This window comes from Legionella cincinnatiensis (assembly GCF_900452415.1).
In the GTDB taxonomy this organism is placed as follows: Bacteria; Pseudomonadota; Gammaproteobacteria; order Legionellales; family Legionellaceae; genus Legionella; species Legionella cincinnatiensis.
The window spans coordinates 988,820-1,010,176 of record NZ_UGNX01000001.1 but is presented as its reverse complement, the minus strand read 5'-3'; the positions used below and the strand labels follow the sequence as shown (position 1 = coordinate 1,010,176).

The following is a 21,357-nucleotide window of genomic DNA, read 5'->3' as shown; positions in this document are numbered from 1 at the left end:
TGATATGAATGATGCAATTCGTAGTTTTCAAGGTAAAGTTCCTTCTTTAGGTCAACGAGTCTATATTGATCCTAAATCCCTAGTCATTGGTGATGTACACTTGGGAGATGATGTTTCTGTTTGGCCTATGGCTGTTATTCGCGGTGATGTCAATTCCATTAAAATAGGAAATAGGTGCAACATCCAAGATGGTTCTGTGTTACATGTTACTCATGAAGGGCCATATACCTCTGACGGCCAGTCCTTGATTTTAGGTCAAGGAATTACCATCGGTCATCAAGCGGCATTGCATGGGTGTGTGATTGATGATTTTTGCCTTATTGGTATGGGAGCAATTATATTAGATGCGGTGCACATACAACATCATGTAATGGTTGCTGCCGGCTCATTAGTAACGCCAGGCAACATCCTTAAAAGTGGTTATTTATATCTTGGACGTCCTGCTAAAGCTGTTAGAAAGTTAACAGCTCAAGAGCAAGATCACTTAGAGTATTCAGCACAACATTATGTGCGGTTAAAAGATAAGTATTTGAGTTAGATAGTACTTTTAATCAGATTATCTACAGGAGCATCTTCTACAAACTCCTGCTCCTGTTGTTTTTGTTGATTCATTATGCCAAAAGCATGCAATAACTCTCCATAATTCATCGCTGCCTGTTGTTTTGTTTTTTCATAGTGGCTAAGTTGTTGATCCATGCGCTCTAGAAGCATTTCTAATCTCTGATTGTTTGCAGCTAATAAATGACTCATTTCTTTAATTGTTTCAATTTCTTCTTCCAGTTCAACCAGTCGCTTTTCAAGTGTCATTTGCAATCCTTAAGATAAATAGTTTTAAAGCAAAAAATCATTAGGCTAATTTTTTTCATTAAAAAATACCTGGTTTTTTTTAATGTGAGTGTATCTTGTTAATTGTTTTTTATCGAGATAAAAATTTAGGTCACTAACTATTCTTTTTTATTTTTAAATACAATAACTCTGTATCAGGCTGATCCAGTTTCTTAACTTCATAAACCCCAAAACCAATGTGAGTTAAATAGTATTTGGATCAAATCAAAATAGCACAATTTAATTTAAAATATTATTAGCAGATAAAAGTAAAAGCAAAAAAAAAAGCGGCCTAAAAGCCGCTTAAGAAAAAGACCCTGGCGATGACCTACTTTCACATGAGGAAACCTCACACTATCATTGGCGCATGTTCGTTTCACTACTGAGTTCGAGATGGAATCAGGTGGTTCCAAACCGCTATGGTCGCCAGGAAAACTGTTTTGAGTAGCGCGCCTTGGAGCGCGTTACTTCCGGTAAACAAAGAGAGTCATGGTGTCACTTATATTCGTTTCACTCTGAAGTAACTCAGATTATATGGTCAAGACAATCAGCCAATTAGTACAAGTTAGCTTCACGCATTACTACGCTTCCACACCTTGCCTATCAACGTCGTAGTCTTCAACGGGCTTCAAGGGAAAACTCATCTTGAGGGAGGCTTCCCGCTTAGATGCTTTCAGCGGTTATCCCGTCCGAACTTAGCTACCCGGCAATGCCACTGGCGTGACAACCGGTACACCAGAGGTTCGTCCACTCCGGTCCTCTCGTACTAGGAGCAGCTCCTCTCAATTTTCCTACGCCCACGGCAGATAGGGACCGAACTGTCTCACGACGTTCTAAACCCAGCTCGCGTACCACTTTAAATGGCGAACAGCCATACCCTTGGGACCTGCTTCAGCCCCAGGATGTGATGAGCCGACATCGAGGTGCCAAACACCGCCGTCGATATGAACTCTTGGGCGGTATCAGCCTGTTATCCCCGGAGTACCTTTTATCCGTTGAGCGATGGCCCTTCCATTCAGAACCACCGGATCACTAAGACCAACTTTCGTTCCTGCTCGAGCCGTCGCTCTCGCAGTCAAGCACCCTTATGCCTTTACACTCTTGGTACGATGTCCGACCGTACCGAGGGTACCTTTGTGCTCCTCCGTTACTCTTTGGGAGGAGACCGCCCCAGTCAAACTACCCATCATACACTGTCCTTATCCCAGATAATGGGACCAAGTTAGAACCTCAATAACAACAGGGTGGTATTTCAAGGTCGGCTCCATACCCACTAGCGTGGATACTTCTTAGCCTCCCACCTATCCTACACAGTCATCATCAAAGTCCAGTGCAAAACTATAGTAAAGGTTCACGGGGTCTTTCCGTCTAGCCGCGGGTACACTGCATCTTCACAGCGATTTCAATTTCACTGAGTCTCGGGTGGAGACAGTGTGGCCATCGTTACGCCATTCGTGCAGGTCGGAACTTACCCGACAAGGAATTTCGCTACCTTAGGACCGTTATAGTTACGGCCGCCGTTTACCGGGGCTTCGATCAAGAGCTTCTCCGAAGATAACCCCATCAATTAACCTTCCGGCACCGGGCAGGCGTCACACCCTATACGTCTTCTTACGAATTTGCAGAGTGCTGTGTTTTTAATAAACAGTCGCAGCCACCTGGTCTCTGCGGCCCTCTCCAGCTCAGAAAGTAAATTCCTTCACCGAAAAGGGCGTACCTTCTCCCGAAGTTACGGTACCATTTTGCCTAGTTCCTTCACCCGAGTTCTCTCAAGCGCCTTAGTATTCTCTACCTGTCCACCTGTGTCGGTTTGCGGTACGGTTCTCTATAAGTTATGGCTAGCAGCTTTTCCTGGAAGCCGGGCATCAATGACTTCGCCGTACACCGAAGTGTCAGCACCATGTCGCACCTCAGAGTTAATAATGGTCCGGATTTGCCTAAACCATCCCCCTACATGCACATACCAGGACAACCATCGCCTGGCTCACCTAGCCTTCTTCGTCCCCACTTCACCACTTATAAAAAGTCCAGGAATATTAACCTGGTTCCCATCGACTACGCTCTTCAGCCTCGCCTTAGGGGCCGACTCACCCTGCTCCGATTAACGTCGTGCAGGAAACCTGGGACTTCCGGCGTGAGGGCTTTTCACCCTCATTATCGTTACTCATGTCAGCATTCGCACTTCTGATACCTCCAGCACACTTCTCAATGCACCTTCATCAGCTTACAGAACGCTCCCCTACCACGTGTGCCTAGCACACATCCGCAGCTTCGGTGACTAGTTTTAGCCCCGTTACATCTTCCGCGCAGGCCGACTCGACCAGTGAGCTATTACGCTTTCTTTAAAGGGTGGCTGCTTCTAAGCCAACCTCCTGGCTGTCTGTGCCTTCCCACATCGTTTCCCACTTAACTAGTACTTGGGGACCTTAGCTGGCGGTCTGGGTTGTTTCCCTCTTCACGACGGACGTTAGCACCCGCCGTGTGTCTCCCGTGATTCAATTAGCCGGTATTCGGAGTTTGCATCGGTTTGGTAAGCCATGACAGCCCCCTAGCCGAAACAGTGCTCTACCCCCAACAATCATTCACGAGGCGCTACCTAAATAGCTTTCGGGGAGAACCAGCTATCTCCGGGCTTGATTAGCCTTTCACTCCTAGTCACACGTCATCCGATAATTTTTCAACATTACCCGGTTCGGACCTCCACTTGGTGTTACCCAACCTTCATCCTGCACATGACTAGATCGCCCGGTTTCGGGTCTACTCACAGCGACTCTCGCCCTATTCAGACTCGATTTCTCTACGGCTCCCTTATTCAGTTAACCTCGCCACTGAAAGTAACTCGCTGACCCATTATACAAAAGGTACGCAGTCACACAGCCTAAGCCATGCTCCCACTGCTTGTACGCAAACGGTTTCAGGTTCTATTTCACTCCCCTCTCCGGGGTTCTTTTCACCTTTCCCTCACGGTACTGGTTCACTATCGGTCAGTAAGGAGTATTTAGCCTTGGATGATGGTCCACCCATCTTCAACCAGGATTACACGTGTCCCGGCCTACTTATTCGCGTGCCTAGTTCTTCATGAGCTTCCCGTGTACGGGGCTTTCACCCTCTATCGCCAACTTTCCCAAATTGTTCCACTTCCTCTCACAATAAATCACGCCAGGCTCCTCCCCGTTCGCTCGCCGCTACTTGGAGAATCTCTTTTGATTTCTTTTCCTTCGGGTACTTAGATGTTTCAGTTCCCCGAGTTCGCCTCTATAACCTATGTATTCAGTCATAGATGACCATGCTCACGCATGGCCGGGTTCCCCCATTCGGACATCTTTGGCTCAGCGCTCGTTTCCAGCTCACCAAAGCTTTTCGCAGGATTCCACGTCCTTCTTCGCCTCTTACTGCCAAGGCATCCACCGTTTGCGCTTCTCTTCTTGACCATATAATCTCAATTACCTCAAAATTATATGCTTTACTGCTCAATACAAGTCGCTTGTGTTACCTCTTTATTTACCCATTTTTTTAATGAACGTCTGGTTATTCCAGATGAAAATACTCCGCAAAGCACTTTAATCTGGACTATCCTTAGAAAAATACCTAAAATTGGTGGAGCCGAGGAGGATCGAACTCCTGACCCCCTGCGTGCAAGGCAGGTGCTCTCCCAGCTGAGCTACGACCCCTTTTTTTGGGCTGCGATTTTTCGTTTTACTCCGCGTTGCAATCGTTCGCTCGGTCGGTCACATACTGATGTATGCTCCCTCGCTTGCTCACGCTCGCGCCTTGATTAAAACAAAAATTCTTGCCAAAAATGCTTCGACTTGCGTTAGCTTTCGCTCGCGCTTCGCTCTCGCTTTACCGAGCATCTTTCGCTCCTTTCGGAGCTTAGGATTCTTCATCTTTCTGAAAACAAACTGTGTGGGCACTTTGAGGTCCTTTCATGCCTTATCTTTTAAGGAGGTGATCCAGCCGCAGGTTCCCCTACGGCTACCTTGTTACGACTTCACCCCAGTCATGAACCACACCGTGGTAAACGTCCCCCCGAAGGTTAGACTATCTACTTCTGGTGCAGCCCACTCCCATGGTGTGACGGGCGGTGTGTACAAGGCCCGGGAACGTATTCACCGCGACATGCTGATTCGCGATTACTAGCGATTCCGACTTCATGGAGTCGAGTTGCAGACTCCAATCCGGACTACGAACGACTTTCTAAGATTGGCTCCAGGTCGCCCCTTCGCTTCCCTCTGTATCGTCCATTGTAGCACGTGTGTAGCCCTACCCGTAAGGGCCATGATGACTTGACGTCGTCCCCGCCTTCCTCCGGTTTGTCACCGGCAGTCTCCTTAGAGTTCCCACCTTCACGTGCTGGTAACTAAGGACAAGGGTTGCGCTCGTTACGGGACTTAACCCAACATCTCACGACACGAGCTGACGACAGCCATGCAGCACCTGTAGCAGTGTTCCCGAAGGCACACTCGCATCTCTGCAAGCTCCACTGTATGTCAAGGGTAGGTAAGGTTCTTCGCGTTGCATCGAATTAAACCACATGCTCCACCGCTTGTGCGGGCCCCCGTCAATTCCTTTGAGTTTTAATCTTGCGACCGTACTCCCCAGGCGGTCAACTTATCGCGTTTGCTACGCCACTAAATATATTCATATATCCAACAGCTAGTTGACATCGTTTACGGCGTGGACTACCAGGGTATCTAATCCTGTTTGCTCCCCACGCTTTCGTGCCTCAGTGTCAGTATTAGGCCAGGTAGCCGCCTTCGCCACTGGTGTTCCTTCCGATCTCTACGCATTTCACCGCTACACCGGAAATTCCACTACCCTCTCCCATACTCGAGTCAACCAGTATCATCTGACCTGCCCAGGTTAAGCCCAGGGATTTCACAGATAACTTAATCAACCACCTACGCACGCTTTACGCCCAGTAATTCCGATTAACGCTCGCACCCTCCGTATTACCGCGGCTGCTGGCACGGAGTTAGCCGGTGCTTCTTCTGTGGGTAACGTCCAATCAATTAGCTCTTAACCTATCAATCCTCCTCCCCACTGAAAGTGCTTTACAACCCTCAGGCCTTCTTCACACACGCGGCATTGCTGGATCAGGGTTCCCCCCATTGTCCAATATTCCCCACTGCTGCCTCCCGTAGGAGTCTGGACCGTGTCTCAGTTCCAGTGTGGCTGGTCATCCTCTCAGACCAGCTACCGATCGTCGCCTTGGTAGGCCCTTACCCCACCAACTAGCTAATCGGACGCAGGCTAATCTTAAAGCGCCAGGCCAAAATGGTCCCCAGCTTTCGTCCGCAGACATCATCCGGTATTAGCTTGAGTTTCCCCAAGTTATCCCAGTCTTCAAGGCATATTCCTACGCGTTACTCACCCGTTCGCCACTCGCCATCAACCTAGCAAGCTAGGTCATGCTGCCGTTCGACTTGCATGTGTTAAGCATGCCGCCAGCGTTCAATCTGAGCCAGGATCAAACTCTTCAGTTCAATTCCTGTGCTAGTCTTAAACCAGCTTCTTACTTCTTCTATTTACTTCTTAAGCACTCAAAACCTTCCAAAGTGCCCACACAGTTTGTCTTCTCTCTTCTTAATGAACTCACCCTCAAGGTGTGCTGCGTATTCTACTCATTTCACATCCAGTGTCAAACACTTTTTTAATTTTTTTTAAAAAATGATGTCACACTGTTTATTGTAAGCGCAGTTTAGCCACTCTACGTTTGCCAACTTGAATTATATAAGTCTTACCAATAGCCAACTCTACGCCTGCATCCTCAACTTTATTGCCATCGATCTTTACTGCTCCCTGCTTTATTAAGCGCATTGATTCTGAAGTGCTTTGAGTTAAATTGGCTTGTTTTAAAAGCTGCGCTAAGGAAAGTGAATTTTGTAGGGTTAAGATTTGTTCTTCTAAATCTTCAGGAATAACGCCCTTCTGAAAACGCTCAATAAATTCTATATGTGCTTTCTCTGCTTGTTGTTGATCATGGAAGCGTGTAACGATTTCCTTCGCAAAATCAATTTTGATGTCTCTTGGATTTGCACCCTGTTCCACAGAACTTCTTAATGCTGCTATTTCACTTCCTGTTTGGAAACTTAGTAAATTGATATAACGCCACATTAATTCATCAGAGAGTGACATTATTTTACCAAACATTTCTGCAGCAGGTTCATTAATCCCTATATAATTGTCTAGAGATTTAGACATTTTTTTGACACCATCTAATCCCTCTATCAATGGAGTCATCATCACCACTTGGGGTTCAAGACCATAATGCTTTTGTAATTCCCGTCCCATTAATAAATTAAATTTCTGATCAGAGCCACCAAGCTCTACATCTGCTTTAAGTGCCACAGAATCATATCCCTGCAGTAATGGATATAAAAACTCATGGATTGCTATTGGCTGACCAGAGGTATAACGCTTATTAAAGTCGTCACGTTCCAACATACGCGCTACCGTATGTGTTGCAGCCAAGCGAATTAAATCTACTGCATTAAATTGAGCAAGCCATTGCGAATTAAACGCCACTCTTGTTTTAAGAGGATCTAAAATTTTAAATACTTGCTCTTGATATGTTTTAGCATTTTCCAATACTGTTTCTTGGCTAAGAGGCAAGCGAGTTACATTTTTTCCAGTTGGATCACCAATCATTGCGGTGAAATCTCCAATTAAAAAAATAACTTCATGGCCAAATTGTTGGAATTGTCTTAACTTATTAAGTAATACAGTATGTCCCAGATGCAAATCAGGTGCAGTTGGATCAAAACCCGCTTTAATTTTTAAGCACGTTCCTTTTTGTAATTTTTTTTCTAATTCATGCAGAGGAAGTACTTCCTCACACCCTCTTACTAGTTCAGAACACACTGAATCTTCAACTATCATCGCATCAAAACCTTTTAAATGATTGACCTATCTTCTCACACCGAGTATCTTAGCCCGGTTGGCAATTTCCTGCCATACCTAAAAAGGTGATTTAAGATAATTTGTCACTCGAAATTGTCTCAATGAGACAATAGCATGCTTTCGAATGACAATGTATAGGCAAACAATGGATAAAAAACCTTATTTATACATCGAAAAACGAAGAACAAATAAAAATAAAAAATCTAAGCCTTCTAAGGTATTAATGGGTTTTGCCTTGATTATTGCCTTTTCGCTGCCTTATTTTCTTGTGAAACAATTTTCACATGACTCCTATAACGAATCTACTATCCACCCCATTTCATTACCTAACCAAGAAGAACAAGAAGAACAATATGATGACTATCAAGATCAAGGTGAAGATGATCTGAATGAAGAAAGCTCCGTGACTGAGGAGAAAGCCCCAGTAAGTAAAGAAAGCAAACTTGAAATAATCGAAGATAAAGCTAAAGCAGTTGTTGAAAATGTCGTTAATGCAATTAAACCTGCTAAAAAAATTGTTAAAGACAATGAATGGCAAACGATTAAGCCTCGCTCAGGCGATTCTATGGCTACTATATTTAAACGCCTGGGCCTGACTGCACAGAATTTACAGCTGGTCCTGCAGAAAAACCCTCATGCTAAAGCACTTACGGCGATAAACCCTAAACAAGAGTTACAATTTTTAATTAACAAACATAAATTAGAAAAGTTAATCATCCCCATGAATAACATCCAAACACTAACCGTTTATAGGGATGGGGCCGTTTATAAAACTAAAGTTGATTCTAAAAAAGTTACCACTAAAGAGAAATACATTACAGGAGTAGTCAAAGGTTCTCTATATACCACAGCGCAACGTTTAGGCATACCAAGAAAACTAATTCAACAAATGACTGCTATTTTACGTAAAGAAATTGATTTTTCACGTTCGATTCGTAGTGGGGATCACTTTTCAATTGCTTATGACAGTCTTTATGTAGAAGACAAAATGGTAGGTATCGGTGATATTGTTGCCGTAAGCTATACCAATCAAGGTAAAACAGCACAGGCTGTACGCCATATTAGCAGAAATGGTAACCGTGATTATTATACTCCTAAGGGAGAAAGCTTTAAAAAGGCCTTTTCACGCTATCCCATTAAGTTTAGCCATATCAGTTCAACTTTTTCTGCCTCAAGGCAGCATCCCATATTACACTATAGAAGAGCTCATAAAGGTGTGGATTTAGCAGCACCAATTGGTACTCCTATTCAATCAGTGGGTGATGGAGTCATTACCAACATTGGTAGGCATAACGGCTATGGTAATATGATTGAAATTAAACATGATAAAACATACAGCACGCTTTATGGGCACATGCTTCGCTTTGAAAAAGGCCTCTCCAAAGGCAGTAAAATAAGACGAGGCCAAGTCATTGGCTATGTAGGTCAAACAGGTCTTGCTACAGGGCCACATTGTCATTATGAACTACATGTCCATAATCAACCAAGAAACCCAACTACAACCTACTTACCCACATCATCTCCAGTTCCTACTCGAGAAATGGCTGCATTTAAAGCAAAAACTCAAAAAATATTCGCTCAATTCAAATTGCTTGAAAATCCAAATTATGCAAGTAAAAGCAAAAAAAATGCTCAATCAAAAAAGAAGACTAAAGTGGGTTAATTTGTAGGAAGTGTGAACTCGTCGCACGAACCGTAAAATGCCTTCAATTAGAGGCTTCTTTTATAGATTCATTCCCACTGAGTTTAATCATAAGAAGACAAAATATTTTTCATGGTTTCGTTTTTAACACATACAGTACTACGAATGGTCTTATAAGTTAAATTAGTTGGGCAACTGAATGCGCTTAATAAATCATTTACATTTGAATTAGAAGAATGATCGTGATAGTTCTCTATTTCTTTTTTAATCTTAAGTATTGATTTGGAAATTTCTCTTTCGCTATCTAAATCAATATCTTCTAAAATATTTTTTATCACCGTGATAATCTGAGGAACATTTCCTTCAGCCCCCTTGAAAAAGTCTTCTTTTGATAATAATGAATAAATAGCAAAAATATTCGCGTCCCTTTGATATCCAGGAATTTTAGCCACATTCAATCTCAACTTTAGATTGCAAAAAGTTCTCTTAGACATATACAAACCAATAAAAAAACTATTGTTCAAGAATCACTTTGCCAAAATTTAATGTCTTTGATCAAAAGAATACTATTCCACTAAAGCCCGTTTAGATTAATATTAGAACAGATTTATGATCTTGTACACTATGCCTCAGCTAATTCACGCAACCCGTAGTTCATCGGAGAGCGGCTTCGTAAGCAAATATAGGCCTAAACAGGTATTTGTATCAAACCATACGTTAAGAAATTCATCACTGCGATCGGAAGGAAACTCTTCTTTACTCTTAAAATAGAAACCAAAAAGAGTTTCTAGTATTTTATCTTGTAGAAACGATAAATAATTTTTTGAATCATTCAATGTAGCAATAAATTCTTTTGTTTGCTGATTTATTGATTTTTCTAATTTATTTGTAACAACAGCAATTCCTGTGGATACTAAAAACTTGATTAGTGTTATTTCCTCTTCACTTCTAATAATTTTCTTTGAGGCAATGCTCTCCGCAATGTAATCAATGAATGTAGATGTAGGAGTAATCAATGTTACCGCTAATTCCATGGTATCTTTAAACGGTTTAGTAATTGATTTACATACTGTAGGGAAGTATTGAATATCAATATAATCGTCAATTAAATCAATTCCATTAGCGGAAAATCCCCATTGTTTTATTGGAAAGGGCCAAGTTGTTAACATAAAATCAAACAATATTTCACTATTATTTTTAATAAATAGATATAAATCCTGTGGAGTCTTCAATAAAGGAATGCAAACTGGAACCGTATGCCTTTTTAGTAAACGATCATTTAGAAGTTTATTGATTTTTTCCTCCGGTAAGGAAAGAAGATCTTCAGAAATATCCTTTAATTGTGGGAGTAATTTCCTTTTAGGTGTTAAAGAAATTATTGCGCATTCCTTTTGATTTTTTAGCGCTTTTACAGTTCTCATTTTAGTTACCAAATTAAAAACCCAATAACTAATTTATAGATCAAGTCAAAAAAAAGTCAATTTGAAAAAATTAATAACTATTTTGGGTTTGATAGGCATCGTAATAAGCATGCTTCAAGAGACTTTGGATATCCTGCATCTGCTCGTTATTGAAGCCTCCTACTCAGTAGTTTTAACGAAAACATGTATAACGTTCATACTTTCGGAGAAGATTTTAAGAGGCCTATCAGGGCTTTAGAGTCATTTTCTATCTCGGATCGAATTGAATTGCTCACAAATTTTCTAACTAGCGGACACCTTCCTTTTATTTCGCCACCTACGTGGTTAGCATCAAAAAATGCGCAGCTTCCTTTATTTTTCCTGAAGGCCACCTGATGTGCATCACCTCCCTTTTGACGATAAGAAATTATCGCACAATCAGAGTCACCCATAAGTTTTTCAAAATTATCAGGATTAGTGATTGTGTTTTCCTCCACTAGGAGATCTTCATGCTCTAAGTTTTCAAAAGCAGAATGACGTCCATCTTGGCCTTTCTGATCGAGTTCATATTGATAATTTTCAGTTTCGACAGCATCCTTATAAATTTCGAAATCAGGTTTTTTTAACCACTCACCCTCCATTCCTTTCAGTGACATTTCAACATACTTATTTGCAAGGGGCTTACAAAGACCTTCATTAGAGCCATTACCATATTTATCAAGCAATACTCTTTGAGTGGTGAAACGTTCATAAGTAGGCTTCGAACTACGACTCCAAAAACGGCTAAACATTAAAACTCCTTAATAAACAATTCTTCGGTAGCTGCAGGGAATTCATGGAATAAATAGTACAATATGGTTATTAAAAATTCAACAACTAACGTATATTTTTAATTGGTGCGGATCTTAATACGTTTTCCGTAATACTATTTGATACGCAACACGTTGAATTTGTTATAGTAACTCCATAACTCTTGTCTAATAACGAAACCCTAATATTTTCCAGAGCAAAAAAATTTTGGAACTTTCTTGCCTTATATAACTGCCGATTTTAAGTCAATCCTAATGGAAATTTGAATCATAATATTTCAATATTTGATCAACTTGATTTTTATTTTATCTTTTTGTATAGTTTGTATATTACTTTGATTTGGTGACTACAATGAGTGAAGAGAAATCTGAATTTGAGGGAATGCCTGATGATGAAACTCAGCTTGACTATGAATATGAAATGAATCAGCTTGACTATGAAATGAAACTGAAACAATCTAATGCTGAGGAGACCAATCCAAGTGTGAAGGAGAGTCCAAGCTCAAAAGGAGCTTCACTCTTTTTAACTCTTCCGCTTTCTATCATCAAAAACTACATTTTTCCTCAGGACGACTTATCTTCTAAAACGTTTAATTGCCCATTACGGAAAAAATTACATGAGAAATGTATGGACAGCTCGGAATTTCATAAAAATACGATTATTCCAGTCAATGTTTATCTTGATGAAAAAGCAGTTCCGTTACACCAAGAAGCCTATGATGCAATAGCGGAAGATATGGATACACCACCGCTGTGGAAGTCAGATGTCAGCACCACAAGTAAATTAAGTTTATATTGGCAAAAAAAAATAGATAACCAGATGAGCATTGCTCAAGCGTTTGAGAGATGCGGGGAGTCCGAAGGAGCGAAGTTGCATACAATAATGGCGAGTTTGTATGAGAAAAATAAGTCTTTCACCAATAGCTTGTACACAAAGTACAACCCGGCCGATTACTACCCAGATTCTAAGGAGGAATTTGGAAATTTTTAGGCTACTCAATAAAGCCAACAGACCCTAATTTAGTACTAAAGAACGGAACTTCGCATATTTCTATTTTTGGGATTATACTAATTCTAAAGCCTATTAATCTGTATATAGAATTAATAAAATGAAGTTCTTGCTCCCTAACTCCTCATCAATGCGCTCAATATCACAGCCTTCACCATTAAAATGGGCTTTAATTAAACCCTTTATTAGACTTCTTTCCAAACTCGCTGTAGTGAGGGAAGTGCGAGGAGAGACGGAGCACAGAACCGGAGTGTACACGCCAGTACATGAGGATTCGAGCACCGTATCGACGAAGCAGTTCTCCACTACAGTAGCGTTTGGAACGAAGTCTATTGTCTTGTGCCTTTTATTTACTTATGCAAATCCTGTTTATGCTATCCCCCCTCCCGAAACTTTAGCTTTTCTGGGAGGCAGCCTTGTTTATTCCGGGCTAATAGTCATTGGCCTTATAAGTATTTTCTTTAAATACATTTGGATAAAAACAAAATTATATATGTTGTGGCGTCTTTATCAGCCTTGGATTATTTTCATTCTTATACTATCAATATTCGCTCTGGGTTTTTCAAGCATTCCCTCAATAGGAATTCGAAATACTCCTGTAACGGTCCAAATGATAAAACATTGGAAAGAAAGAAACTCCCAATTTGTCTTTATTGATTTACGTGATAGTAGCGAATACGACAAAATTCATATAGCAGGAGCCCTTAATTTCCCTGCAGGTACAGGTCTTAATGATTATTTAAAAAAGAATACTGACAAAAAAATCATTCTTTATTGTGACAATGGTTTCAAATCAGCCACTTTAAGCTGGTTAGATGCTGACCAAAATTTATTAAAACAAGTACATCATGAAAAGAGGCTTTTTTATTTTCCGGATGGACTATATCAGTTCATGACGCTAGGAGAGCAAAGTCCGGCTCCTGTTGTTATTAATGTTCCTTGGGAGTACACACAGTATTTGTTAAAAAAAGCGCCATTCATGCTGCTTCCATTTCAAGAGGACAAGCAAGCACTAGCCCAATACCAACAAATTGTCTCCAAACAAGATATTCCCATCATGAGTTATCAACAATCTCATGATGCGCTTGCTGAGCAATTAAATAACAAATTCAAGAGCGTTAATTCTTATTTTACCTCTAATAATCAAATACAGCCGTTTCCAATCACAAGTTTTGTAATGGTATTAGGCATTTTATTTGCCACAATGCTCTTCATCCGTCGTAAAGAATTGCTACGAAGCTTATTTGCTGAAACTTCAGCATGGTATCAATGGGCTAATGTGCTGATAAGTCTTATTATGACAGTACCTACTATCGCATTCAGCATGCAACTGGCGATCCCCTTCGATGTTTATCTTTATAAAGTCGATCCCAATCTGCCTATGAATGCAGCTTACCTTATTCCAATTTATACGCTTTTTGTCTTGGTCTTGGGAATACATCTTATGTATCCTAAGAAAAAACGACTCGATTTCTTACGATACCAATTAAATGCTGTTTTCGCCCCTACTCAAAGCAAACTCACAGTGCGACAAATTTCATGGAAAGTGATCCTCATTCCCTCTACCTGCCTATACGTGCTTTATTTAATTCCGCTTTCATTATCAAGCATGTTTATTATTAGTATTTTTCTATTGGTCCCTATTGTTGTTGATTTACTACTATATATGCTTATTTATCAATTTAAAAATACGGATAAGCAAGCATTAAGTTTGCTGCAACAGTGCCATTATGATTGTGCTCCCGAAGGAAACTCTTTTATCCAAATAAATACCAATAGCGAACGCTCTTTAGGTACAATTCAGCTTACCATTGAACATCAACCCCTCTACTTAGGCTTGTTCACGAGCGAGATTATCAATAGTAATAAGTCCAACCAAAGTGCATCGTTTCAAGAAGAGTATGATTTAAAAGAAGGAAAACTGACAAAACTGTCAGGTATTACTCGAAATTTATTACTGTTATTTCAACAAGATATAGAGTTTACTGTTGATCAGGAATATCGGATTATTTTAATTAAATTACATCATAATTATCATGACAGCAGAGTTTTAAATCGCCATATTTTATTAAAACATTATCAAATGCTTCCGGGACTTATCCAAGATCAACGCTTTACATCGTTGCCGCTACAAGAAACATTTGCAAATCCAACACCACTACTGCTGAGCATTCTCAAACAACGTTGGAGTGATGAAGGCGGATGCCTGAAAGCCCTGCGTAAACTAGGGTTATTGATTAAAAAGAAAGAAATAACTCAAGAGCAATTTATTGCATTTTGCAATCAAATTTATATTGATAATGCATTGGAACAAGCGATTTTTTCCAGCAATAAATTGCTTACGTGGATTCGCAACAAAGTAGTGCGGTTGCAATTTCACCTGGCTACAGAAAGCATTCTTCAAGATTACCACATGCTCATAGCCCCTAAGACTCAGCTAAGAATAATGAAACTTACTGAATATCTGCATCAGCCTTTATCGGTATGGGAATTGCAACGAATTCTCAAACGCGCTCTTACAGCTTTATACAAACAAAGTACCATGTGGCAGTTCTACAGCAGCCTTTTACATCAAAATGCATTTCGCCAACTACAAATTGCAGCAACCAAGACCTCTTCCAATATATCCGAATTACTTCATTCCTCCTTTGCAGAACCACAATCTTTAGCAATCACTTCTTACTACGAACTCTCCGATCAAGCAAACTTTAAAATAAATTTAAAGCAAAAAGCAAATATTCATGATTCTTTTTTAAATACAGAATACGTACGCACGCATTTGCGACAATCTCAGTTAAAAGAATGGCAACTAATAAACTTACTCGTGGAGAAGCTGACACAACAATTAGAGTTACCATTAAGCCTCTCCTATTTAACAATGAATGAGTTCCGCTCTCTGCCTAAGAAACGAAGCATACTCATTGATTTATTGAAAGACCGTTATACAATATGGAAGCTACGGAATGAGTATCAATTCCCTAGTACATTTTCATTCCATGACATTGAGCAAATGCCTTTAAACACAGCCGAACAAATTACGAATATCCAACCTCAATCTTTAGCAATTAGAGTCGCAGGAAAACAACATATATGTACCGGTACTGCAGTAGTATTTAAAGAAGGACTCAACCTTGAAACCCTGAGTAGATGTACTATTTTAATTGCAGATAACCTATTACCGGAACAAATTATTGCTTGTCAGCACATCAAGGGAGTTATCTTAAAACAAGGAGGCTATCTAAGCCATAGTGCGATCATCGCTCGCGAAAAAAATATGGTCATGATTGCCCAATTTCCAATAACAACACTTAACGATAAAATCAAATTAATCATTTCAGGAAATCAGGTCAACATCTTGAAAAACAAAGTACTTGATTGGGACTTTCTTGAAGAGCAGAAAGATAATACAGCGATAGGCAATAAAGCCCAACGCTTAGCACTATTGAGCCATAATCGATTTAATATTCCTGAAAGTATCATTTTAAAACATAATACGATTAAAACAATTTACGATTTAGTTTCCTCTTCCAGCGAACATCCGTTGTGGCAAGAATACTATGGAGAACTAAAACAATTATTTGATCTCGTAGCAACAGATACCCCGATTATTGTACGCTCATCAACAAATGTAGAAGACTCAAGTGCCTACAGTTATGCAGGGATATTTTACTCTCAAGCCAATATCCACAATATGGACAAATTTATTTCAGCCATCTGCTCCTCATGGGAAAACATGGTAAAGAGGCGTACAATAGTCAAAGAATACAGTGGAGAAAATGAATTAAACTTACATCTCATTATCCAACCCTACATTAAAGGACAAGCGGGTGGTGTATTATTTACTGAAAGTGAAACTCCGGATTTAATGTGCGTTGAAGTTGCAAGTAATGGAATTGAGGGAGTAACAGAAGGTAATGGAGCTCTAGCATCATTACACATTAATGCACAAGGTCAAACCTTCTATGAACAAGGTGAAAAAAATATACTAAATAAGAAGCAATACCAAGATTTATATCACTTAGGACGTCAATTAGAAACTTTATTTGGCAAAGCGCAGGATATTGAGTGGATTATTGCCGATCAACAACTGTATGTGATTCAATGCAGGGATATTAGTGAAAAAGCTCGATTAATAGAGCATCCCATTATAGATCGCGCATCCCATGAACTCTAGAAAAAATAAATAGCATCTTTATCGAACCGTTCGGGTTCTGAGATATCCCCCCAAAATTTAAACTAAAAAATCATTTTGCTCGGACTCTCTACTTGGAGCGTTCGGGCTGAGGAAGCGCAAAGCGCTGTCGCTAAGCCTTAACAGGAGCATACCAAGCCTTCGAGACGAGGCATTTTGCCCCTCCTCAGGCTGAACGGTTCTAAATAATGACGGGCTCCTCCTTATTTTTCTGGGTACTTAGGGGAATCTCCAAAAAAACAATAAAGATCCATTCTACACTTACATCGTTCAGGCTGGGGAAGCGCATAGCGCTGTCGCTAAGCCTTAACAGAAGTATACCAGGCCTTCGAGACGGGGCTTTTTGCCCCTCCTCAGGTTGAACGGCTCTCAACAATGACTGGGGACTCATTTTTGCGAGCCATGCCTATGCCTCCAAAATTGAGAGAGCCTCCCAAAAAGATCGATTCTGCACGTAGATCGTTCGGGCTGAGGAAGCGCATAGCGCTGTCGCTAAGCCTTAACAGAAGCATACCAGGCCTTCGAGACGGGGCTTTTTGCCCCTCCTCAGGTTGAACGGCTCTCAACAATGACTGGGGACTCATTTTTGCGAGCCATGCCTATGCCTCCAAAATTGAGAGAGCCTCCCAAAAAGATCGATTCTGCACGTAGATCGTTCGGGCTGAGGAAGCGCATAGCGCTGTCGCTAAGCCTTAACAGAAGCATACCAGGCCTTCGAGACGGGGCTTTTTGCCCCTCCTCAGGCTGAACGGCTCTAAACAATGACTGGGGACTCATTTTTGCGAGCCATGCCTATGCCTCCAAAATTGAGAGAGCCTCCCAAAAAGATCGATTCTGCACGTAGATCGTTCGGGCTGAGGAAGCGCATAGCGCTGTCGCTAAGCCTTAACAGAAGCATACCAGGCCTTCGAGACGGGGTATTTTGCCCCTCCTCAGGCTGAGCGGCTTTAAACAATGACTGGGGACTCATTTTTGCGAGCCATGCCTATGCCTCCAAAATTGAGAGAGCCTCCCAAAAAGATCGATTCTGCACGTAGATCGTTCGGGCTGAGGAAGCGCATAGCGCTGTCGCTAAGCCTTAACAGAAGCATACCAGGCCTTCGAGACGGGGCATTTTGCCCCTCCTCAGGTTGAACGGCTCTCAACAATGACTGGGGACTCATTTTTGCGAGCCATGCCTATGCCTCCAAAATTGAGAGAGCCTCCCCAAAAGATCGATTCTGCACGTAGATCGTTCGGGCTGAGGAAGCGCATAGCGCTGTCGCTAAGCCTTAACAGAAGCATACCAGGCCTTCGAGACGGGGCATTTTGCCCCTCCTCAGGCTGAACGGCTCTAAACAATGACTGGGGACTCATTTTTGCGAGCCATGCCTATGCCTCCAAAATTGAGAGAGCCTCCCAAAAATATCGATTCTGCACATAGATCGTTCGGGCTGAGGAAGCGCATAGCGCTGTCGCTAAGCCTTAACAGAAGCATACCAGGCCTTCGAGACGGGGCATTTTGCCCCTCCTCAGGCTGAACGGCTCTAAACAATGACTGGGGACTCATTTTTGCGAGCCATGCCTATGCTTCCAAAATTGAGAGAGTCTCCCAAAAAGATCGATTCTGCACGTAGATCGTTCGGGCTGAGGAAGCGCATAGCGCTGTCTCGAAGCCTCCAAGCCTTCGAGACGGGGCTTTTTGCCCCTCCTCAGGCTGAACGGCTCTAAACAATGACTGGGGACTCATTTTTGCGAGCCATGCCTATGCCTCCAAAATTGAGAGAGCCCTCCAAAAAGATCGATTCTGCACGTAGATCGTTCGGGCTGAGGAAGCGCATAGCGCTGTCTCGAAGCCTTAACAGAAGCATACCAGGCCTTCGAGACGGGGCATTTTGCCCCTCCTCAGGCTGAACGGCTCTCAACAATGACTGGGGACTCATTTTTGCGAGCCATGCCTATGCCTCCAAAATTGAGAGAGCCTCCCAAAAAGATCGATTCTGCACGTAGATCGTTCGGGCTGAGGAAGCGCATAGCGCTGTCTCGAAGCCTTAACAGAAGCATACCAGGCCTTCGAGACGGGGCATTTTGCCCCTCCTCAGGCTGAACGGCTCTAAACAATGACTGGGGACTCATTTTTGCGAGCCATGCCTATGCCTCCAAAATTGAGAGAGCCTCCCAAAAAGATCGATTCTGCACGTAGATCGTTCGGGCTGGGGAAGCGCATAGCGCTGTCGCTAAGCCTTAACAGAAGCATACCAGGCCTTCGAGACGGGGCATTTTGCTCCTCCTCAGGCTGAACGAGTCAAAATGGAGAGTGGAGTTCTTTTTCTGAAACTCACGGTAATGTAAGACCAAAAGAGCTAACTAAAATCTGGGGGTCATCCAAATAAATAACGACAGATTATTACTGCTGCGATAATACCGGCTAAGTCGGCTAATAATCCTGCAGGAATTGCATGTCGTGTACGACGAATGCCTATAGAACCAAAATACACTGCAATGACGTAAAAAGTAGTCTCTGTACTTCCCATCATCGTTGCTGCAATTTTAGCAATCATTGAATCGCCACCATATTGATGAATTAACTCTGCCATCAATCCAGTTGAAGCACTCCCAGAAAACGGTCGGATCAAAGCCAAAGGTAATACTTCAGGCGGCATACCAATCATTGCAAGAAGTGGTGCCAGTAATTTCGCCATTAAACTAAAAAAACCGGATGCTCGTAGCATTCCAATAGCAACTATCATCGCAATAAGATAAGGGACTATATTTAAAATCGTATCAAAACCTTGTTTTGCACCAACAATAAACGCATCAAATACATTAATTTTCTTGACTGCTGCAGCATATAAAGGAATACCCACCACAAATGCTAAAAGCATCCAATTAGATAATTGATTGGCAAATTCATTCATAAACTCGTTGTCCTTTTAATACGAAAGATGGGTAATTTGGCTAACTGTTTTACCGAAATAATGGCAACAACAGTAGAAATTATTGTTGCGATCAAAGAACTAACAATCACCCCACTAGGATTAGTACTCCCATTCGCCGCTAAATACGCAATAGCAGTCGCAGGAATGAGTTGCACACTCGACGTATTAATTGCCAGAAAAGTACACATAGAATTAGTAGCAATCTTTGCATGTTCATTCAGAGTTTGCAGTTCCTTCATTGCCTGAAGTCCAAATGGAGTTGCAGCATTCGCTAACCCTAACATATTAGCAGCGATATTCATCGTCATAGCCCCCATAGCAGGATGTTCGGGAGGGATATCAGGAAAGAGCCATTTTAAAATCGGCCGCAGTAACTTTCCTAATAGGGTGACCAACCCTGATTCAGTAGCAATGGACATAATTCCTAACCATAAAGACATAATCCCTGCTAAACCAAGAGCTATTTCAAAACCTAATTTAGCAGAATCAGTGACAGCTCGGGCGACTTCATCGATTCGTCCTTCAATAATACCAACGATTACGGAAATAAATATCATACTTAGCCAAATTATATTCAGCATTCTTGCTTCCCTCCTCTGGGACAGGTTAATATGTACTTTTTATTTTGGTTTTAAATTGAAAAAACTCATGAAGCACACATTTAACCCTCTAAGACATTTGGTATTTCTAACCTGCTTGAGCACTTCTATTGTTGGTTATACTTTTGACTCAAGTGCTACTGAAAAACAGGCTAACTCCTCAATAGAGGAACTATACCACAGACTAAATAGCATGCCGAATAATTCCATGCCCGCAAGAATTGACTGGATCAGTGGTCAATTTTTAGGAGTACATTATTTACTAGGTTCGTTGGGGGAAGGCCCCAAAGCATTGTATGATCAATTTCCTCAATATAGGGTTGACGCCTTTGATTGTGATACTTATGTCAACACCGTTTTGTCTTTGGCATTAGCAAACTCACTTACTTCTTTTCAACAATGTGTAAAAAATATACGCTATAAAAACGGAAATGTATCTTACATACAACGCAATCATTTTACAGGTTTAGACTGGAATCAAAATAATCAACAAAGAGGACTCCTCAAAGACATTACCCTAAGTTTCAAAGATCAAAACCATCAGTCAGTGGCTAAAATTGCTGAGGCCGTTATTAATAAACCCAATTGGTACGCCTATAAAACTCTTGATACAATTAGATTAGAAAATGCGACTAAAGAAACTGCTGAGGAGCGCCTGACTGAATTGAAAAATGAAGGTTCCAAATTGGAAATCACCTCAGAAAGAGTTCCTTATTTACCCTTCGCAGCATTGTTTCCTGAAAAAAACAAACCCAATATGCATTTATTTGCCCAAATTCCTAATGGCGCAATCATTGAAATAGTCCGCCCTAATTGGGATCTCAGCCAAAAAATTGGAACCTCATTAAATATTTCACATTTAGGGTTCGCGATTCGCGATAAAGGACAATTGTACTTTCGACAAGCTTCATCCGAATATGGCAAAGTAGTTGATGTTCCACTGATTGACTACCTTGAAAAAGCGCTAAATAGCCCTACGATTAAGGGCATCAATGTGCAAGTGGTATTGCCTCAAAAACCTTTAACAGACTGTAAAACATCTGTTTAACGATTAGGATTA

Annotated in this window: 12 protein-coding genes, 1 tRNA gene and 3 rRNA genes; 5 read left to right on the top strand and 11 right to left on the bottom strand. The window is 41.4% G+C overall.

Annotated features, from left to right (window positions below):
• Positions 1 to 4 precede the first annotated feature (4 nt).
• Complete coding sequence (locus DYH34_RS04560; RefSeq protein WP_058464998.1) at positions 5 to 538, top strand: gamma carbonic anhydrase family protein; 534 nt, start codon at positions 5 to 7, stop codon at positions 536 to 538.
• Here the strand turns inward: DYH34_RS04560 and DYH34_RS04555 are convergent.
• The 6 genes from DYH34_RS04555 to tyrS all read right to left on the bottom strand — a co-directional run bounded on the left by DYH34_RS04555 (position 535) and on the right by tyrS (position 7,707).
• Positions 535 to 807: a hypothetical protein gene (locus tag DYH34_RS04555; RefSeq protein WP_058464997.1), complete on the bottom strand. Its 273-nt coding sequence runs from the start codon at positions 805 to 807 to the stop codon at positions 535 to 537. The two genes, DYH34_RS04560 and DYH34_RS04555, sit on opposite strands and share 4 nt — an antisense overlap.
• A gap of 333 nt (positions 808 to 1,140) precedes the next feature.
• Positions 1,141 to 1,256: ribosomal RNA gene (gene rrf, locus DYH34_RS04550) — 5S ribosomal RNA — on the bottom strand.
• A gap of 103 nt (positions 1,257 to 1,359) precedes the next feature.
• Positions 1,360 to 4,256: ribosomal RNA gene (locus tag DYH34_RS04545) — 23S ribosomal RNA — on the bottom strand.
• Between the two features lie 164 nt (positions 4,257 to 4,420).
• Positions 4,421 to 4,496, bottom strand: a tRNA-Ala gene (locus DYH34_RS04540).
• A 270-nt stretch (positions 4,497 to 4,766) separates the two neighbouring features.
• Positions 4,767 to 6,311 (bottom strand): 16S ribosomal RNA (locus DYH34_RS04535).
• Together the 16S, 23S and 5S rRNA genes with 1 tRNA gene alongside form the textbook arrangement of a ribosomal RNA operon.
• A gap of 199 nt (positions 6,312 to 6,510) precedes the next feature.
• Positions 6,511 to 7,707: a tyrosine--tRNA ligase gene (tyrS, locus tag DYH34_RS04530; protein WP_058464777.1), complete on the bottom strand. Its 1,197-nt coding sequence runs from the start codon at positions 7,705 to 7,707 to the stop codon at positions 6,511 to 6,513.
• Between the two features lie 166 nt (positions 7,708 to 7,873).
• Here tyrS and DYH34_RS04525 point away from each other — a divergent pair, with 166 nt between their 5' ends.
• Complete coding sequence (locus tag DYH34_RS04525) at positions 7,874 to 9,391, top strand: M23 family metallopeptidase (protein ID WP_058464778.1); 1,518 nt, start codon at positions 7,874 to 7,876, stop codon at positions 9,389 to 9,391.
• 83 nt (positions 9,392 to 9,474) lie between these two features.
• Here the strand turns inward: DYH34_RS04525 and DYH34_RS04520 are convergent, their stop codons facing one another.
• The 3 genes from DYH34_RS04520 to DYH34_RS04510 all read right to left on the bottom strand — a co-directional run bounded on the left by DYH34_RS04520 (position 9,475) and on the right by DYH34_RS04510 (position 11,561).
• Positions 9,475 to 9,864 carry a hypothetical protein gene (locus DYH34_RS04520; protein WP_065240102.1) on the bottom strand — a complete coding sequence of 130 codons (390 nt, stop codon included), beginning with the start codon at positions 9,862 to 9,864 and terminating at the stop codon, positions 9,475 to 9,477.
• A 144-nt stretch (positions 9,865 to 10,008) separates the two neighbouring features.
• Positions 10,009 to 10,791, bottom strand: a complete 783-nt coding sequence (locus tag DYH34_RS04515; RefSeq protein WP_058464780.1) for a hypothetical protein — start codon at positions 10,789 to 10,791, stop codon at positions 10,009 to 10,011.
• A gap of 194 nt (positions 10,792 to 10,985) precedes the next feature.
• Positions 10,986 to 11,561, bottom strand: a complete 576-nt coding sequence (locus DYH34_RS04510) for a hypothetical protein (protein ID WP_058464781.1) — start codon at positions 11,559 to 11,561, stop codon at positions 10,986 to 10,988.
• Between the two features lie 370 nt (positions 11,562 to 11,931).
• On the opposite strand from DYH34_RS04510, the gene DYH34_RS04505 reads away from it, so the two are divergent.
• Together DYH34_RS04505 and DYH34_RS04500 are read left to right on the top strand one after the other, a co-directional pair.
• The gene (locus DYH34_RS04505) at positions 11,932 to 12,570 is read left to right on the top strand and encodes a hypothetical protein (protein ID WP_058464782.1); all 639 of its coding nucleotides are present in this window, start codon (positions 11,932 to 11,934) and stop codon (positions 12,568 to 12,570) included.
• Between the two features lie 118 nt (positions 12,571 to 12,688).
• Positions 12,689 to 16,762 (top strand): PEP/pyruvate-binding domain-containing protein, encoded by a 4,074-nt coding sequence (locus tag DYH34_RS04500; RefSeq protein WP_058464783.1) that lies wholly within the window; start codon positions 12,689 to 12,691, stop codon positions 16,760 to 16,762.
• Between the two features lie 2,378 nt (positions 16,763 to 19,140).
• Here the strand turns inward: DYH34_RS04500 and DYH34_RS04465 are convergent.
• The gene (locus DYH34_RS04465; RefSeq protein WP_058464456.1) at positions 19,141 to 19,677 is read right to left on the bottom strand and encodes a spore maturation protein; all 537 of its coding nucleotides are present in this window, start codon (positions 19,675 to 19,677) and stop codon (positions 19,141 to 19,143) included.
• Entirely contained in the window at positions 19,674 to 20,279 is a 606-nt protein-coding gene (locus DYH34_RS04460) for a nucleoside recognition domain-containing protein (RefSeq protein ID WP_058464455.1), read from the bottom strand. The genes DYH34_RS04465 and DYH34_RS04460 overlap by 4 nt, the downstream gene beginning before the upstream one ends.
• Before the next feature lie 67 nt (positions 20,280 to 20,346).
• On the opposite strand from DYH34_RS04460, the gene DYH34_RS04455 reads away from it, so the two are divergent.
• On the top strand, positions 20,347 to 21,345 hold the full coding sequence (locus DYH34_RS04455; RefSeq protein ID WP_058464454.1) for an N-acetylmuramoyl-L-alanine amidase-like domain-containing protein: 999 nt from the start codon (positions 20,347 to 20,349) through the stop codon (positions 21,343 to 21,345).
• Positions 21,346 to 21,357: the final 12 nt, after the last annotated feature.

Bases quoted from the DNA above. Each gene is read 5' to 3' on its own strand.
- tyrS (WP_058464777.1), bottom strand. From the start codon at position 7,707: ATGATAGTTGAAGATTCAGTGTGTTCTGAACTAGTAAGAGGGTGTGAG.
- DYH34_RS04525 (WP_058464778.1), top strand. From the start codon at position 7,874: ATGGATAAAAAACCTTATTTATACATCGAAAAACGAAGAACAAATAAA.
- DYH34_RS04500 (WP_058464783.1), top strand. From the start codon at position 12,689: ATGAAGTTCTTGCTCCCTAACTCCTCATCAATGCGCTCAATATCACAG.
- DYH34_RS04520 (WP_065240102.1), bottom strand. From the start codon at position 9,864: ATGTCTAAGAGAACTTTTTGCAATCTAAAGTTGAGATTGAATGTGGCT.
- DYH34_RS04560 (WP_058464998.1), top strand. From the start codon at position 5: ATGAATGATGCAATTCGTAGTTTTCAAGGTAAAGTTCCTTCTTTAGGT.
- DYH34_RS04460 (WP_058464455.1), bottom strand. From the start codon at position 20,279: ATGCTGAATATAATTTGGCTAAGTATGATATTTATTTCCGTAATCGTT.
- DYH34_RS04455 (WP_058464454.1), top strand. From the start codon at position 20,347: ATGAAGCACACATTTAACCCTCTAAGACATTTGGTATTTCTAACCTGC.
- DYH34_RS04510 (WP_058464781.1), bottom strand. From the start codon at position 11,561: ATGTTTAGCCGTTTTTGGAGTCGTAGTTCGAAGCCTACTTATGAACGT.
- DYH34_RS04465 (WP_058464456.1), bottom strand. From the start codon at position 19,677: ATGAATGAATTTGCCAATCAATTATCTAATTGGATGCTTTTAGCATTT.
- DYH34_RS04515 (WP_058464780.1), bottom strand. From the start codon at position 10,791: ATGAGAACTGTAAAAGCGCTAAAAAATCAAAAGGAATGCGCAATAATT.
- DYH34_RS04555 (WP_058464997.1), bottom strand. From the start codon at position 807: ATGACACTTGAAAAGCGACTGGTTGAACTGGAAGAAGAAATTGAAACA.
- DYH34_RS04505 (WP_058464782.1), top strand. From the start codon at position 11,932: ATGAGTGAAGAGAAATCTGAATTTGAGGGAATGCCTGATGATGAAACT.